The 16,042-nt window shown below is 72.5% G+C and carries 12 protein-coding genes; 4 read left to right on the forward strand and 8 right to left on the reverse strand.

Going from position 1 to position 16,042, the window contains the following annotated elements:
- Window positions 1-2,410, forward strand: a 2,410-nt coding sequence (locus HSO01S_RS18480; protein ID WP_084361802.1) for a lamin tail domain-containing protein, incomplete at its 5' end; no start/stop codon positions are given.
- A gap of 207 nt (window positions 2,411-2,617) precedes the next feature.
- Here HSO01S_RS18480 and HSO01S_RS17235 read toward each other — a convergent pair.
- The 5 genes from HSO01S_RS17235 to HSO01S_RS17255 all read right to left on the reverse strand — a co-directional run bounded on the left by HSO01S_RS17235 (window position 2,618) and on the right by HSO01S_RS17255 (window position 10,798).
- Window positions 2,618-3,097 (reverse strand): MarR family winged helix-turn-helix transcriptional regulator, encoded by a 480-nt coding sequence (locus HSO01S_RS17235; protein WP_066043700.1) that lies wholly within the window; start codon window positions 3,095-3,097, stop codon window positions 2,618-2,620.
- Between the two features lie 189 nt (window positions 3,098-3,286).
- Window positions 3,287-7,975 carry a S8 family peptidase gene (locus HSO01S_RS17240; protein ID WP_066043703.1) on the reverse strand — a complete coding sequence of 1,563 codons (4,689 nt, stop codon included), beginning with the start codon at window positions 7,973-7,975 and terminating at the stop codon, window positions 3,287-3,289.
- A gap of 246 nt (window positions 7,976-8,221) precedes the next feature.
- Window positions 8,222-9,196 carry a ferredoxin family protein gene (locus tag HSO01S_RS17245; protein WP_084361804.1) on the reverse strand — a complete coding sequence of 325 codons (975 nt, stop codon included), beginning with the start codon at window positions 9,194-9,196 and terminating at the stop codon, window positions 8,222-8,224.
- 43 nt (window positions 9,197-9,239) lie between these two features.
- The gene (locus HSO01S_RS17250) at window positions 9,240-10,544 is read right to left on the reverse strand and encodes a cupin domain-containing protein (RefSeq protein ID WP_245636053.1); all 1,305 of its coding nucleotides are present in this window, start codon (window positions 10,542-10,544) and stop codon (window positions 9,240-9,242) included.
- On the reverse strand, window positions 10,541-10,798 hold the full coding sequence (locus HSO01S_RS17255; protein WP_066043706.1) for a BatC protein: 258 nt from the start codon (window positions 10,796-10,798) through the stop codon (window positions 10,541-10,543). The genes HSO01S_RS17250 and HSO01S_RS17255 overlap by 4 nt, the downstream gene beginning before the upstream one ends.
- A gap of 187 nt (window positions 10,799-10,985) precedes the next feature.
- Between HSO01S_RS17255 and HSO01S_RS17260 the strand changes: the two genes are divergently transcribed.
- The 3 genes from HSO01S_RS17260 (at window position 10,986) to HSO01S_RS17270 (ending at window position 13,313) form a co-directional block, all read left to right on the forward strand.
- Entirely contained in the window at window positions 10,986-11,480 is a 495-nt protein-coding gene (locus HSO01S_RS17260) for a helix-turn-helix domain-containing protein (RefSeq protein ID WP_066043711.1), read from the forward strand.
- A 125-nt stretch (window positions 11,481-11,605) separates the two neighbouring features.
- Window positions 11,606-12,604: a hypothetical protein gene (locus tag HSO01S_RS17265; protein ID WP_066043714.1), complete on the forward strand. Its 999-nt coding sequence runs from the start codon at window positions 11,606-11,608 to the stop codon at window positions 12,602-12,604.
- Window positions 12,597-13,313, forward strand: coding sequence for a hypothetical protein (locus tag HSO01S_RS17270; protein WP_157079141.1), 717 nt, complete (start codon window positions 12,597-12,599; stop codon window positions 13,311-13,313). The genes HSO01S_RS17265 and HSO01S_RS17270 overlap by 8 nt, the downstream gene beginning before the upstream one ends.
- On the opposite strand, the gene HSO01S_RS17275 is transcribed toward HSO01S_RS17270, so the two are convergent.
- The 3 genes from HSO01S_RS17275 to HSO01S_RS17285 are packed head-to-tail and all read right to left on the reverse strand — an operon-like array spanning window position 13,303 to window position 16,009.
- On the reverse strand, window positions 13,303-14,154 hold the full coding sequence (locus HSO01S_RS17275) for a class I SAM-dependent methyltransferase (RefSeq protein WP_066043719.1): 852 nt from the start codon (window positions 14,152-14,154) through the stop codon (window positions 13,303-13,305). The two genes, HSO01S_RS17270 and HSO01S_RS17275, sit on opposite strands and share 11 nt — an antisense overlap.
- On the reverse strand, window positions 14,151-14,975 hold the full coding sequence (locus HSO01S_RS17280; RefSeq protein ID WP_066043722.1) for an ABC transporter ATP-binding protein: 825 nt from the start codon (window positions 14,973-14,975) through the stop codon (window positions 14,151-14,153). Before HSO01S_RS17280 ends, HSO01S_RS17275 begins: the two co-directional genes overlap by 4 nt.
- Window positions 14,972-16,009, reverse strand: a complete 1,038-nt coding sequence (locus HSO01S_RS17285; protein WP_066043725.1) for an ABC transporter substrate-binding protein — start codon at window positions 16,007-16,009, stop codon at window positions 14,972-14,974. The genes HSO01S_RS17280 and HSO01S_RS17285 overlap by 4 nt, the downstream gene beginning before the upstream one ends.
- Window positions 16,010-16,042 lie beyond the last annotated feature (33 nt).

The raw sequence follows: 16,042 nt of genomic DNA on the forward strand, positions 1-16,042 counted from the left end.
CACCCCGCCGACCACGCCCCCCACCACCCCGCCGACCACCCCCGCCGCCGTGCGCATCAACGAGGTCGAGTCCTCCGGCGGCACCCCCGGCGACTGGGTCGAGCTCGTGAACCCGACCACCGCATCCGTCGACCTGACCGGCTACGTGCTGAAGGACAACGACGACTCCCACATCTTCACCCTGCCGTCCGGCAGCACGATCGCGGCCGGCGGATACCTCGTCGTCGGCGAGCCCGAGATGACCTTCGGCCTCGGCGGCGCCGACTCGGCCCGCCTCTTCGCGGCCGACGGAACCACCCTCGTCGACTCGTACAGCTGGACCGCCCACGCCAGCACGACCTACGGTCGCTGCCCCGACGCATCCGGAGCCTTCCAGACCACCACCCGGCCCACGAAGGGCACGGCGAACGACTGCAGCTCGCCGGTGCGGATCAACGAGGTCGAGTCCTCCGGCGGCACGCCGGGCGACTGGGTCGAGCTGGTCAACCCGGCGAACGCGATCGCGGATGTGAGCGGGTTCATCCTCAAGGACAACGACGACTCGCACGCCGTCACCCTCGCATCCGGAACCACCATCGCCGCGGGCGGCTACCTCGCTGTCGATGTCGACGTGACCGGCGGCTTCGGCCTCGGCGGCGCCGACAGTGCGCGCCTGTTCGCGGCCGACGGTACGACCCTCGTCGACTCCTACAGCTGGACCGCCCATGCCTGGACCACCTACGGCCGCTGCCCCGACGGCACTGGCGACTTCGTCGCGACGCTCGCGGCGACCAAGGGCGCGGCCAACGACTGCGAGGGCGGGAGCACCGGGCCCGTCGCATCCGTCTGGCCCGGCGGCGCTGCGGTGAGCACGGTGGATGTGGCCGGGTACTTCGGCACCAACATGAGTGGCCTGGTCTACGAGGGCAACGCCGCGGCGACCGGCACCGCAGCCGCTCCTGCTCCCGGAACCCTCTGGGCGGTCAAGAACGGCCCCGGCACCCTCTACGAGCTCGGCTTCGACGGCACGAACTGGGTGCCGTCCTCGGCGCCCGGCTGGTCGGCCGGCAAGATCCTGCACTACGCCGACGGCACGGGCAATGTGGATGCGGAGGGCGTGACGCTCACCGACGCAGGCTCCGCGGGCGGCGTCTTCGTCTCGACCGAGCGTGACAACGACGTGAGCGGCACGAGCCGCCCGTCGATCATCCGTTACGACGCCGCCGGGACCGGGACCGGCACGGCCGCGGGCTCGAGCCTCGACGCCTCGATGGAGTGGAACCTCAAGAACGACCTCCCCGCGGTCGGCGCGAACTCGGGCCTCGAGGGCATCACCTGGGTACCCGACGCCGCGCTGGTCGCGAAGGGCTTCATCGACGAGAGCACCAAGGCGGCGTACGACCCGGCCGTCTACGCGAACCACGGCGGCGGACTGTTCTTCGTCGGCCTCGAGGCGAACGGCACGATCTACGCCTACGCGCTCGACCAGGTCGGCGGTGGCTACCACCGCGTCGCCACGATCCTCAGCGGGTTCGAGAGCGTGATGGAGCTGCAGTACGACCCCGCCACCACCCTCCTCTGGGCCGTCTGCGACGACACCTGCCAGGGTCGAAGCGCGCTGCTCGACGTGGCTCCGGCCGGCAGCACCACCGCCACCCCGGGCCACTTCGCCGTCACCGCGGTGCAGGAGCGCCCGGCCGGGATGCCGAACATCAACAACGAGGGCTTCGCGATCGCGCCGAACGAGTATTGCGTGAACGGTTCGAAGCCCGTCTTCTGGTCGGATGACAACGGCACCGACGGCCACGCCTTCCGCGCCGGCACGCTGGACTGCACCGCGACGCCGACCGACCCGGGCACCCCGCCGACGGATCCCGGAACGCCCCCGACCGACCCCGGTACCCCGACCGCGCCGGGTGGCCCGCCGCCCGCTCTGCCGTCCACGGGGTCGGGCTCGGTCGCGATCGACGAGTCGCTGCTGACGGATGCGACCCGCGGCTCGGTCGCCGCCCCCGGTTCCGCGGTCGTCGGCTCGGCGATCACGGTCACCGTTGGCGCCGGGCACGCGGGTGAGCAGGTCGACGTCTGGCTGCACTCGACGCCCGTGCACCTCGCCCGGACCGTCGTGTCGGCGGCAGGCACGGTCTCGGTCACGATCCCGGCCGACACGGCGCCGGGCGCGCACCGCCTCGTGGTGCTCGCGGCCGACGGCACCCCGCTCGGCTGGACCGACCTCACCGTGACCGCGTCGGCGGCCGCGGGTGCAGCTGGGGCTGGCACGGGGTCTGGCGAGGCCACTGGCTCTGGCGCGGGTGCGGGGGCCGGCGCCCTGGCGTCCACCGGCGCCGAGACCATCGCGCCCCTCTCCCTGGCCCTGCTCCTCCTGGCGGCGGGCGCGACCTTCGTAGCCCTCCGCCGCCGTCGCGCCTGACCCCCGCGTAACCCTGGCCTGACCCCGAAACCCTCGCCCGCCTCGCGCGAGCCGTCACAAACCGCCCTATCCCGCCCCGGGTAGGGCGTTTTCTGACGTCTCGGCGGGGGTGCGGGTGGTGGCGCAAGGGCTCTCGCGTCCTTGGCGGCTCGCCGGGGCGGGGCGGGGTGGGGCGGTTTGTGACGGCTCGCGCGAAGGGGCGCGGGGTTACGGGAGGCGGCGGAGGGAGTTCTCGGGGTCGAGCTTCTGGATGAGGACCGCCATGATGTCGTCGAGTTGGCCGACCTGCTCGTCGGTCAGGAGGTCGATCACGTGCTCGCGCACGGTGCGCAGGTGGCCCGGAGCGCTCTCGACGACCTTCGCCCATCCCGATTCCGTCAGGTGGGCGTTGGTGGCGCGGCGATCGCTCGGGCACGGGACCCGTTCGACGTAGCCACGGGCCTCGAGGCGCGAGACCACGTGCGAGAGCCGGGGGAGGGTGGAGTTCGTCGTGGCAGCCAGGGCCGTCATCCGCAGCACGTGGTCGGGGCTCTCGGAGAGCTTCGCCATCACGAGGTACTCGAAGTGGGTGAGCTGTGCGTCGCGGTGCAACTGGGAGTCGAGCACGGCGGGCAGGAGCTCGACCACCGACTCGAACCGGATCCACGCCCGCAGCTGCTCAGGCGTCAGCCACTCCACCCGATCCATGCCCCAATCCTAAGTCCTTGTCCCGACAACCATTCTGCGCGCCCCGCCCTCGGCTCGACCTCGATTCGCTCTCGGTTCGCACGATCTCGCGGCCGCGCCAAAGGTCCTCGACCCGTCAGTTGTTGCCGCCATCCCACCCGGATAGCGGCAACAACTGACGGATCGAGGACCTTGAGCGGGCGGGAAGGGTCAGCTCTGGCGAATGCGAATGCGAATGCGAATGCGACGGCGGCGGAGGAGGGCGAACCCGAGCCCCAGCGCGATCAGCGCCGCCGCAGCGCCGACCCAGACGACCGCCTGCGAACCGGTCGACGCGAGGTCGCCGTGCGAGCCGGAGCCGGCCGCATCCGAACCCGGAGCGCCCGGCTGCCCCGCCCCGGGGTCACCCGGCGTCCCGGTCCCCGGCTGGCCCGTCCCGGGCGTACCCGGTTCGCCCGTGCCCGGCTCGCCGGTGCCGGGCGTACCCGGCCCCGCGTCGGCCACCGGCTGCAGCATGTCGAGCGTGACCGGCAGCGCCTTCACCCAGCGGATGCCGAGGGCGATCGCGGTGCCGTCGAACGACTCGTAGGTGGCTCGGTTCCAGATCCGCTGCCCCTCAGGTACCCGCAGCGGCACCTCCACGACCGGCCCGACCTCCGTCACGACCTCGTGGCCGAACTTGGCGGTGTAGAAGAACGGGCCCTCGATGTCCGAACCGAAGCCGGCGCGGAAGTCGAAGCCGCCGCTGTACGCCGGGTACCGGTTGCTGAACACGAGCGACAGAGCCTCGTCAGCACTGGGATCGGCGGCTGCGGTAGGACCGGCGGCTGCGGTAGGACCGGCAGCAGCAGAACCGGCCCCTCCCGAAGACGGATCGCTGAAGGTCATCCAGTAGTCCTGTGTGATCACCGGCGCACCCGCACACCGCCCCGCCGCCGTGTTGACGTAGCTCGCCAGTACCTCCCCGTCGTCGCTCAGCAGCTCCACCGAGGTCTTGCCGTTCATGTCGAAGGTCTGCGAGAAGGTCTCGCCGTTGCGCTTCTCGATCGGCATCCCGGCGAACACCACCGGCCCCGAGCAGAGCTTGTAGCGCAGGTCGACGGCCAGGCCGTGCGGCCCCCGGTTGAGGTAGTGCAGGTCGGCCAGGTTCGGATCGGCCGCGTTCTGCGTGATCGAGACGTCGCTCGAGTCGGAGGTCGGCACCACGAAGGTGTACTCCAGGCGCTGCGCGACCGCACCGGCCGGAGGGGTGGCCAGGAGCACCGCCGTGTAGACGCCCGGGCTGAGTCGCACGCCCTCCGAGACAGTCGCTCCGGCGTTCAGCCCCGGATCCATCGCGACCTCGTACGAGCCGGTGTACTCGACTCCGGCCGATCCGCTGACGGTGAGTCCGATCCGGCCGTGTCCCGCGTAGGCCATCTCGATCGCGGCGGTGGCCGCTCCCTCGCTGTCGAACTCGAGCTGCTCGAGTGCCGACAGCAGCACGAGGTCGGTGACGTGCAGGGTCGTGGTGACCGCCGCATCCGCTGTGCTGAGGGTCACGGGATGCTCGCCCACGGGCAGGTCGGCCGCGAGCTGGATGCCCCGCCGTGACGTGCCACCCGGGCCCGCGATGCCGGTGAGCACGCTCGACCCGTCGAGGGTCACCCGGTAGGCCTGGCCCGCGTCGAGCCCCGAGACGTCGACCTCGACGATCGTGCCGGGACGCGCCCAGGCCCGGTCGAACGAGATCGCCGGGTCGCCGGTCGGAGCCGGAGCCGTTCCCGGCACCGTGATCTCGAGGGCGGTGTGGTGGCCCGAGTCGCCGAAGCCGACCTGGCCGTAGTAGCTCGCACCGGCCTCGAGTCCCGACCACGAGACGCCGACGGATGCCGGTTGGCCCAGCGTGGTCTGCAGAGTGGTCGGCGTCACCGTGAGAGCGCCCGCGTTCGTGCTCGTCCCGAGCACGTAGCTCGTGAGGGTGTAGCCGAGGTCGCCTTCGCCCGAGAAGAAGTCGACGTCGAGCACGTAGCGCCCGGCCGGCAGCCCGGCGAAGTCGATCACCTCGTGCGAGCTCGACGTCGCGGCGTCGGCCCAGGGGATGAGCTGCTGCGTCGAGTCCAGCGACGAGAGGTGCAGGTCGAGGTCGGCCGAGGGGTCGGCGCCGTCGAGCACGAAGTGGGCGAGGGTGGTGCCGTCCGGGACGTCGACGACGTGCCGGTCGGATCGCACGGGCTCACCGATGGGAGCGGCGGTGCCGGAGCCGGACATCACCTCGCCCTTGACGAGGCCGGCGTGGCTGATGGCGAACGACTCGGTGGCGCCGACCGAGACCGGGATCTCGAGCGATCCCGAGGCGCCGTCGCCGGTCGCGACTTCGGGCACGTCCAGAGAGACCGGGCGCACCGCGACGGGCAGGGTGACGGTGGATGCGGCGTCGGCGACGTCGTGCCAGATCAGCTGGCCGGTGACGAAACGATCGACCGGCGCATCCGTTCTGGTGAAGGTCACCGAGTACTGCTGCTGCTCGCCTGCGGCCGAGAACGTCAGCGTGCTCGGGGTCACGACCGCGTCGATGCCGTCGAGCGCGGGCGCGGTGACGGCGTAGCTGCCGGGCCGCGTCGCGGTGACGGTGCGGGTGATCGTCTCGGAGCCGGCCAGTCCGCCGATGCTGATCGAGGGCAGGTTGAGCTCGGAGGGGTCGATCGTGTCGACGCCGAGGTCGACGTCGGCCACCGACTCGATGTAGCCGTACCAGTCGGTGGGCCCGTTGAGGTAGAGCATCCCGGGGTCGAAGTAGCGGGTCGGGTCGATCTGCCCGGCTCCCTGCGCGAACGGATCGGTGTTCGGCGCCCCCGAGGCGTCGACGGTGTCGTGGGCGGTGGTCATCATGGCCGACTTGATCTCGCTCGGCGAGGCATCCGGATGCTCGCCCAGGTAGAGCGCGGCGAGCCCGGCCACGTGCGGAGAGGCCATCGACGTGCCCGAGAGCAGCGCGTAGTCGCCGTCGGCGCCCGGCTCGCTCGAGAAGGCGGCGAGGATCGCGACGCCGGGAGCGGCGATGTCCGGCTTCAGCACGTCGCTGCCGTCGGCCAGGATCGGGCCTCGGGAGGAGAATCCGGCGACCTGCGGGGTCACCGGCGACGGCAGGCCGGCCGGGTTGCCGTCTTCGAGCGTGACGGTGGCGCCGGGGACGGCCGCGTAGGTGTGGAGGGTCTCGTAGGCGGCCGCATCCACGTGCACGGTGGGCAGCACGTGGGTGTCGAGGTCGATCGAGCTCGGGGTGGGGTTGACCATGACGACGCCGATGCCGCCCGCGCGGGCGACCTCCTCGGTCTTCGCGGTGCGGTCGACGACCCCGCGGTCGCAGAGCACGATGAGACCCTTGGCCTTGGCGGGGTCGAGGGTGCCCGGGCCGCAGAGGGCGGGGGAGTCGGCGCCGGCCGCCGCGACGGCGGTGGCGTCGACGAAGGAACCCGTGACGGGAGCGTCGGCGGGGACCGTGATGGAGCCGCCGAGGATGCTGCGGCCGTCGCCGAGCTTCACCGTCGCCTCGTAGGAGGGGATGGTGCTGGCGGCGACGGTCGTGATCCAGGGGGCGGCGTTGTCGGCGGTGGAGGCCTTGTCGCCGTCGTTGCCCGCCGAGGCGGCGACGAAGACGCCGACCGCGGCCGCGTTGAGGAAGGCCTCGTCGGTCAGCGAGACGGTGGTCTGCGCGGCGCCGCCGCCGATGGAGTAGTTGATGACGTCGACGCCGTCGGCCACCGCGGCGTCGATCGCCGCGAGCAGGTCACCCGTCTGGCAGCCGTCGTCGTCATGGGTCTCGCCTGACCAGCAGGCCTTGTACATCGCGATCTTGGCCCCGGGGACGACTCCCGAGATGTGGCCGAAGTCGCGGCCGGCCACGGTCGCGTCGACGTCGGCGTCGCCCGCGGCGGTGCTGGAGGTGTGCGAGCCGTGCCCGCTGCCGTCGCGCGGGGAGAGGTAGTCGTGCGCGCCCACCGCGATCGGGTTGAAGCTGTCGACGAAGTAGCGGGCCGTGATCAGCTTGGTCGAGCAGTCGCCGGCGTCGAAGCCGGGGCCGGTCTCGCACTCGCCGCGGAAGGTCTGGCCGTCGGCCTTGTCGAACACGACGGTGTCCCCGTCGCGGTAGGGCTCGGCCCCGGGGGCGGTGCCGAGCGGGTCTCCGGCGAAGGAGGCGTTCTCGGGGCTGATCCCGCTGTCGATCACGCCGACGACGATGCCGTCGCCCGCGGAGGCGGCGCCGCCGGTCTGGGCCCAGACGCCGTCGGCGCCGGAGAGGCCCAGGAAGTCGGTGGACGAGGTGGCCTGCAGGTGCAGCAACTCGTCGGGGACGACGGCGGCGACCCTCGGGTCGGCGGCCAGGGCTTTGGCCTGCGAGCTGCTGAGCACACTCGCGAAGCCGTTGGTGGTGAGGGTGTAGTTCGTGGTGATCGCGGCGTCGACCGAGTCGGCGACGGCCTGCTGCTGACCGGCGAGGTAGCCGGAGTAGTCGGTGACGCGGCGGGACGAGACGTCGAGGTCGTCGCCGTCGACGGGTTGCGTGGCGCCGAGGGTGGCGACTCCGCCGCGGTAGGTGGCGACGGCGGCGTCGCGGAGGGTGACGATGTAGCGGCCGTCGGCGAAGGTGCGGGCGGATGCGGGCGGCTCGGCCGGTGCGGGGGCGTCGGTGGATGCGGCTGTTGCCGGGGTTGCCGGGGTTGCCGAGGTTGCCGAGGTGGCCGGGGTGGTCGCGGCCGTCGCGATGCCGGCCGGGACGGTCGCGGCGAAGGCGGATGGCGCCGACAGGGCTCCGAGCCCGGCCGCGAGGACCAGCGCGGTCGCCGCTGCCCCCAGACGGACGCCGCGACGATCGGTGGAGCGGCGGGGAGGCCGCGGGGTGCCGGAGTGAATGTTCACGGGATTCCTTGTTCGAAGACGTGACGGAGTTCTCGCCTGATCGCGGGCCCCCGGAGTACCCCCATCTTCGGGGGCCACCGTGGCGCTGCCGTGGCCGGAAGCGGTCAACGTCCGCGAGAGGCCACCCCCGGAAACATGATTGTTACGTGGCCCCGCCCCCAGTCCTCGACCCGTCAGTTGTTGTCGCCATCCCGCCCGAATAGCGGCAACAAGTGACGGATCGAGGACAGTCGGGTTGGGGACGGGCTAGCGGCGGCGGATGGAGGCCAGGGACCACTGGCGCACCTGGCCCGGGCGCGTGGTGGTGCAGGTGGAGAGGAGGGCATCGGAGAGCTGCTCCTCGAGGTCGACCACGATCTCGCCGGCCGGCGCCGCCAGGCGCACGGTCCAGCGGGCGGTACCCCCGCCGTCGTGCCACTCCTCGCCGAGCGGGGCGTAGGCATCCAGACCGTCGTCGCCGTACTCGAGCCGCGCGTAGTGCTGCGCCGCCTGCACCGGATGCGTGAGCGAGCTCCGCCCCCGGTAGAACTCCTCGACGACCCGGCCGTCGAGGTAGGCGTCCGCGATCCCCGCGGCATCCCCGTCGTCGACCCGCCCGTAATAGAGGCCGTGCGGGAAGAGCACCATCGTCCCGGCGAAGCGGTCGCCGCCGAGGTGCGAGCACTCCCAGGTCTCGTCGGGGTAGGCCTCCGCGAGCCGGGTCACGACCTGGCGCCCGCGCACCGCGCAGCACTGGTCGTGCCGGGCGTGTGCGCAAACTGCGAAGACGGGCCGATCGGATGCGGTGCCCGCCGAGCCGTCCAGCGGCACCTCGAGCAGGTCCTCCGGTGACGACACCTCGCCCCAGCGGACGGTCTCGTGGCCGGGACGCGAGTCGACGAAGGCCCACTTCCAGCTCGTCTGCTCGGGCCGGCGGCCGGTGCGGCGGATGGCGAGCGGCCGCATCCCCGCCGCTTCGATGCGCGTCACGAGCGCGCGCCCGAGCTCGGCGTCGAAGGGCGGGTCGAGGAACGCCCGCGTGCCCCAGGCCCCGGAGATCTCGACCAGGAACCACTGCAGCCCGCGCGACCCGGTGGCGGCGAGCGGATCCATCCGCTCCCGCGACCGGTCGCTGCACGGCGCCCAGCCGTCACCGACCGGATCGTTGCCGAACCCGCCGGAGGAACCGGGCGCAGGGCGCGACGACGGCGGCTGCCCGGTGGAGGGCAGCGCCCTCGTCATCGGACGGACCGGCCGCGTCGCAGCTCCCGCATCCCGGAGACCATCACGCGGGAACCAGGATCCCCTCGCGCAGCAGCCGTCGGGCGACCACGACCGCACTGGCCGGGTCGAGGCCGGCGAACTCGCTGAGCGCGATATCTCCGCCCTCGTGCAGCTGGCGTACGGCGGCTTCGGCCTCGGCGGGCAGCGAGACGGTCTTCGAGGCGGTCCGGATGCGCACGGTCTCGCCGTCGGGAGAGAGCGAGACGGCGGCGTGCAGCGAGCCGCGCCACCGCACGGTCGACACGGGGCCGAGGGCCGCGATGAAGTCGATCGTGGCGAGCGGCGACACCGGCTCGGGGCGCGTGGCCGAGGCGAATCGCGAGGCGAGGCGCTTCGAGACCGTGACCGCCGCATCCGTCGCAGGCGCAGCATCCGTCGCACCCGCAAGTGCATCCGCACCGGCCCCACCCGAAGCCATCCCCGCGAACGCCTCCTGCAGCGCGGCGAGCGTCTCGTCGACGACGCCCTGCATCGCGGCCGGATCCGAGAAGTCGAGCCCCGCGGGCAAGGACGAGCGTAGTGCGGCGATGTCGCCGAGCGAGCCGATCAGCGCCTGCACGACGTCGGCGCGGGTGTAGGCGGCGACGCCGATCGTGAGGTGCACGCTGGTGCCGCCAAGGGCTTCGGCCGAGTGGATCCACCCGCGCGGAAGATAGAGGGCGTCACCGGGCCTGAAGACGGCGTCGATCACGGGCTCGTGGGTCGCCGCTTCGGCGACGGCGGCACGGTGGTCGCTCCACGGCTGGTCGCGCAGCGGGTCGGGATGCACGGGGGCATGGATGCGCCAGTGCTTCTCGCCCGCGATCTGCAGCACGAACACGTCGTGCACGTCGTAATGGGGGTCGAAACCGCGCGAGGAAGCCGGGGTGATGTACGCGTTCACCTGCACCGGATGCCCGAGGTCGTCGACCAGTCGCCGGGTGAAGTCGATCAGCGGCGGCCAGGTGCGGTGCAGGCCCTGCAGCACGATCGTGGCCCCGCCGGCGAACTCGGCGAGCACCTTCTCGGAGCTCACCTGGTCGCCCACCTCGGCACCGAAACCCCCGGGCGCCGTGTATGACGAGGGGGAGAGCACCGAGCCCTCGTGGGCCATGCGGATGAACGGGGTGCGCAGCCCGCGCTCGCTCACGAGCTCGTCGACCGCGGCCTCGGTCAGCAGGTCACGGAAGCCCTCGGGGAGGGTCGATGCGCGCGACAGCAGGGGCTTCTGCGCCCAGAACTCACGGTCGAACTCGTCCGGATCGACCGAGATGCAACGGGAGAGCGCGGGCCGGGCGACCGACCCGCGCTCGAGTTCGATCGTCACGCCGAGCCGTCAGCCCCGCCGTCGTGGCCACCGGGGTTGGCTCCGCCGTCAGCGGTGCCCTCTCCCTCGTCAGCCGAGCCGTCGGCTCCGCCGTCGTGGCCGTCGGGGTTCGCCCCGCCGTCGGCCGGACCCTCGCCGCCCGCAGCGGAGCCGTCGGCCCCGCCGTCGTGGCCGCCCGGGTTCGCTCCGCCGTCAGCGGTTCCCTCGCCGCCCGCAGCTGCGTCGGTCGTGATGTCGTCGTCGTCGATTGCCATCTGATCTCCTCTCACCGGCGGCATGATGCCGTCGCTCGAAGCGTACGCCCGACCCCTGACACGGCGCATCCTCCCCTTGTCGCATTTCGACCCGGAGGTGGTTGGCGGGGCGCTGTCGGGCGGGTGGCGGGTGACTGGCGGGCTGCTGTCGTGGTCGGTCCCGAATGCGCGCCCTAGCGTTGCATCCATGAACGAGACACGCATCATCACCCTCCGCCGGGAGCGGGGCTGGACCCAGGAGAAGCTCGCGGCCGAGAGCGGCGTCGCCGTGCGCACCGTGCAGCGGCTGGAGAGCGGCCAGGACGCCAGCCTCGAGACCCTCTCGATGGTCGCGAAGGCGCTCGGCGTCACGGTGGGGGAGCTGTTCTCCGCGGTGGAGAGCGACGACTTCCAGGCCGCGGTCGGGGCCCTCGACGACCGGTCGGCCACGCAGCAGCGTCAGCGCGACGGGGCCGTGGCCGGCTACCGCTACCTCTACACCGGGGTGGGGCTCGTCGTCTCCGTCGGCGTCATCGTGCTGATCGGTCTGCAGATCGTGCCCGGGATCGCCATCCTCCTCACCGGTCTCTACTGGGCCGGCGGGGCGCTGCTCGGGCGCTTCCTGCTGGCCTCGGTCATCAATCCGCGGCTCGACGCGAAGTACCCGCTCTCGATCCCCACCCCTTCGCGGCGCGACCGCTGACGGTGTCGGCCGGCCTGGCGCCCGGGATCGGGGAGCGCGATGGGGAGCGGTCCCCATCGCCCCAAGCGAGTAGGCCTGGATAGGGTCGGGCAACGGTTGCGATCGGTAAAGGGGAGTGGGTCGGTATGCGGAAGGCACGCGGTTCGAGGGGCACAGGGCCGGCGACGGCGGCGCGGGGTACCGCCCTCGCGGCCCTCGCGCTGGCCGGCTCGATCCTCCTCAGCGCCTGCACGCCCGAACCGGAACCCGCGCCCGACCCGGTGGACACCTCCAGCGCGGCGCTCCGCGAGCAGCTCCTCCAGATCGAGGGCCTGTCCGACCCGGTGCAGACCCGCGGCGGCCTCGACTACGAGCTGCGGTTCGCGATCGACGATCCGGAGCGCGCCGCGGACGCGACCCGTGAGGCGCTCGATGCGTTCCATGCCTCGGGGGTCTCCGAAGCCCTCACCGAGGACAGTGCCGAGTTCTACGACACCCCGCCGAGATTCCAGCTCAGTATCGTCGAGGTCGGTTCGAAGGGCGCCGGCCCCCATCTCGACCTGCCGATCACCTCCGAGGGCGACACGCCGACCCTGGCCGCAGCCGTCGCCACCTGGAGCCGGATGGACCAGATCGAGGGTGTCGAGCTGCAGACGAGCACCTTCGACACCGCGGCCTTCGAGCTGGCCTACGCGGTCGACTTCGCAGGGCTGCTCGCGGGCGTGCGGCCGACCGCGGTGACCGAGCAGCTGCGCCAGATCCTCACCGACGCCGGGTACGACGCGGCGGCCTCCACGATCAAGGCGGCCATCACGGCGCCCGAGGCGAGCAACACCGTCGGCGGCGAGGAGAAGTACGTGCAGGGCACCCGGTTCGCCCGCGCCTTCCTGCCGCTGAAGGAGGTGGCTGGGCCGAACTTCGCCACGGTGTCGTACCTCATCCCGCCGGGCGGCACGACCGTCGACATCTACGTGCTCCCCAAGCTCGACGCCGATGGCACGCTCCTTCCGCTCGACCTGACCGGCGAGACCGTGCGCACCGCCGGCGAGTCGATCCAGACCGGCGACTTCCACTCCTCCTGGGATCTGCGAGACGTCATCGTGTTCACCCAGGACGGCATGCAGACGTTCCCGACCGATGCCTGACCAGTGGATGGCGGGCCAGCCCGCGCCGCAGCAGCCCGCGCCGCAGCAGCCCTGGCCGCAGCAGCCGACGCCGCAGCAGCCGATGCCTGACCAGTGGATGCCGGCGAACCCGACCCCGCCCCCCTTCCCGCCCCGCGCATCCGCCCGCCTGCCGTTCCCCTCGTGGCCGGTCTGGCTCGTCTTCGCGCTGCTCCTCCTTCCGAGCCTGGCGATGCTCGGCGTCCTCGGCCTCACGAAGGACGGCGCCGCATCGCTGCTCGAGGAGCAACGCGACGCCGTCGACCGTAACCTCGTGCTCACCGGCACGCTGAGCGACGTCGACACCTCGTCGGGGATGCCGAACACCACGAGCTACTACGACGTCGAGGTGCCCGACCCGGCGACCGGCGTCACCGAGACGTTCACCTTCAGCGGCGAGACCCAGTGGGGCTTCCCGCCGTCGTCGGAGTACCCCGAGCACATCGACTTCCTCGTCGTCCTCGACGACCGGCCGCGCCCCGTGAAGCACGGGCCGGTCGGCACGGTCGACCCGGTCACCCACGAGACGCTCCAGGATGCGGAGAACGACTTCGCCACGTCGAGCGCCGTCTGGGTCACCGGCATCGTCGTCTTCTGGGTGTTCACGCTGGGTCTGCCGGCCCTCGCGGTCGTGCTCGCCGTGCGCCGGCACCGCGCGAAGAAGCGCCGAGCGGCTCCCGTCAGGCTCTGACCGGCGCGTTCGGCGTGATCCCGTACAGCACGTGGTCGTCGAGGTACCGCCACACGGTTCCGGTCTCGGTGAACCCGGCGCTCCGCAGGGCTTCGAGGTGGAAGCCCAGCGTCACCTTCGGGGGCGCCTGGTGCAAAGCCTCTCCCCAGACCGACTCGCGGCGGCGCAGCGCCTCGGCGTAGCGCGGGCTCTCGGCCACCGCCTGCCACCACTCGTCCCAGGTGTCGGTGTCGCCCGCGAACGTCGACTCCTGCATCTCGGCGTCGTCGTCGCGTGCGATGCGCGCGAGCGTCGCCTCCTGATGCGTGTCGTACGCGAGGTGATCGCCGTTCAGCAGGATGCCGCCGGGGCGCAGGATGCCGGGCAGCGCCCGGTAGACGTCGACGAGCTCGCCGGGCTGCAGCCAGTGCAGGGCGGTCGACGAGACCACGGCGTCGAAGGGCGCGTCGGCGATGAGCGGATGCTCGGCCCAGTCGGGCCGCGCCAGGTCGACCTCGGCGGTCGTGAGCCGCGGGTCGGCCGAGGCGAGGTCGGCCGCGATCGCCAGCAGCGCCGGATCCTTGTCGGCGACGACCGCCCGGCCCTCGGGCACGGCCGTCAGCACCCGGGCGGCGAGCGATCCGGTGCCTCCGGCGAGGTCGAGGATGCGCGGCTCGTCGACCCCCTCGCAGACGGCGGCGACGACGCGGGCGATGGTGTCGAAGCGCTCGGCGCGGTGGCGGATGTAGCCGGTCTGCTGCGCATCCCAGCGGGCGGCGAGCATCCGGGCGTCGCGGATACGGGTGTCGGCGAGGGTGGCGTCGGCGAGGGTGGTGTCGACGACGGTCGTGGTGTCGTTCATGGGTTCTCCTGAGTGATGGTCTGCGGGGTTCGAATAGAGGGAGTGCGGGCGACGGATGCGGGCCCGGGCAGCGCGAAGTCGAACCGCGACCGCCCGGCCCCATCCACCAGCCGGCGCGTGACCACGTCGTAGACGGGATCGAGCAGCTCGGGCCGCAGCAGGTCGCACTGCGCACCCGCCCCGGCGACCCGCCCGCCGTGCAGCACGATCACGTGGTCGCACACCTGTGCCGCGAGTTCGAGGTCGTGCAGGACGACCACGACGGTCGGGGCGATGCGGCCGAGCAGCGCGACGATCTCGAGCCGGTGCCGGATGTCGAGGTGGTTCGTCGGCTCGTCCAGCAGCACGTGCGAGGCGTTCTGGGCGATCGCCCGGGCGAGGGCGACGCGCTGCAGCTCGCCGCCGGAGAGGGTCGCGAGCCGGTCGAGCGCCCGATGGGTGAGCCCGACGGCGTCGATCGCGCCGGCCACGCGGTCGTCCTGACCCGCGCCACCGGCCCGGAGCGGGCCGTGCTCGGCGAGGCCGCCGAGGGCCACCTCGTCGACGACCCGGAGGGCGGGATCGGGCTCGGCGCGCTGGCCGACCTCGGCGACGCGGCGCGCGATCCACCGCCGAGATCGGGCGCGGATGTCGTGACCGTCGACGCTCACCCGGCCGGCTGCGAGCGGCACGGCGCGGACGAGGGCGCGCAGGAGGGTGGTCTTGCCGCTCCCGTTCGGGCCGACGATCCCGGTCACGGCGCCGGTGGGCGCGGTGATCGAGACGTCGTCCAGCAGAACGCGGCCGCCCAGCCGCACGGTCACGCCATCCGCCGTGATCATCCGAGCGCGCTCAGCAGGCCGCTCAGCTTCGCCGGCCCTTCGACCGACAGGAGGCTGGGCGGGTCGGTGTAGGCGAAGGGGAGGGCGATCACGCGCTGGTCGCGCACCGCCGAGAGGCCGGCCACCCCGGGGGCGCCGAGGAACGAGTCGACCGTGCTCTGGGGGTCGCCGCTGGAATAGAGGAGCACGATCGTCGCCGGGTCGCGCGAGATGATGTCCTCGACGTTCGCGTCGAACACGCGCTCGCCGGAGTCGGCGTAGACGTTCGTGAGACCGGCCGCCGCGAAGACCGGCGTCACCATGCTCGGCCCGCCGTAGGGCGAGAGCACGCTGCCGCCGGACGAGACGTAGAGCGCGGCCGCCGTGCCCCCATCCGGAGCCACCGCGCCGACGGTCGACGTCGCATCGGCCACGACCTGCTCGGCCGTGCCGCTCTCGCCGAGGAGTGCGCCGAGGGTGCGCACCTCGCTCCAGACGCGGTCGAAGGTCGCCGTGCCGCTCAGTTCGGGGCCGGGGTCGGCGCAGTAGGCCGAGGGCGTGTACACCGCGATGCCGCTCGCGGTCAGGGCGGCGCGGTCGACCGCGTTCTCGGGGGCGATCACGAGGTCGGGCTCGGCGCCGAGGATGCTCTCCTGCGAGACGACCGACCCTCCGGTCGCGTTCTTCTCGGTCGAGAGCACGCTCTGTGCCTCGAGCGCGCTGTAGGTCGCATCCGCGTAGAGCCCGGGCTGGAGGGGGGAGGTGACGGCGACGATCCGGTCGACCGCCCCGAGGGCTTCGAGGTTCGGCAGCTCGTCGTTGTTCACGAGCACGATGCGCTGGGCGGGGGAGTCGAGCGTGACCTCGGAGCCGCAGTTCTCGATCGTGACGGGGAAGCCGGCGGCGGCGTCGGCAGCGGCGGAGTCGGCGGCGGCGTCGGTCGGGGCCGAGGCGGGGGCGGTACCGCTGCCTGCCGCGCAGGCGCTGAGGGCGGCCAGCGCGAGGGCCGAGACGGCAAGCGCGGCCGCGGCCCGCCGGGTGGGGTGTCTTCTCATGGTTTTTCTTTCTCTCGGGTGTCGTGTTCTCTG

The sequence above is a fragment of the Herbiconiux solani NBRC 106740 genome, assembly GCF_001571005.1.
In the GTDB taxonomy this organism is placed as follows: domain Bacteria; phylum Actinomycetota; class Actinomycetes; order Actinomycetales; family Microbacteriaceae; genus Herbiconiux; species Herbiconiux solani.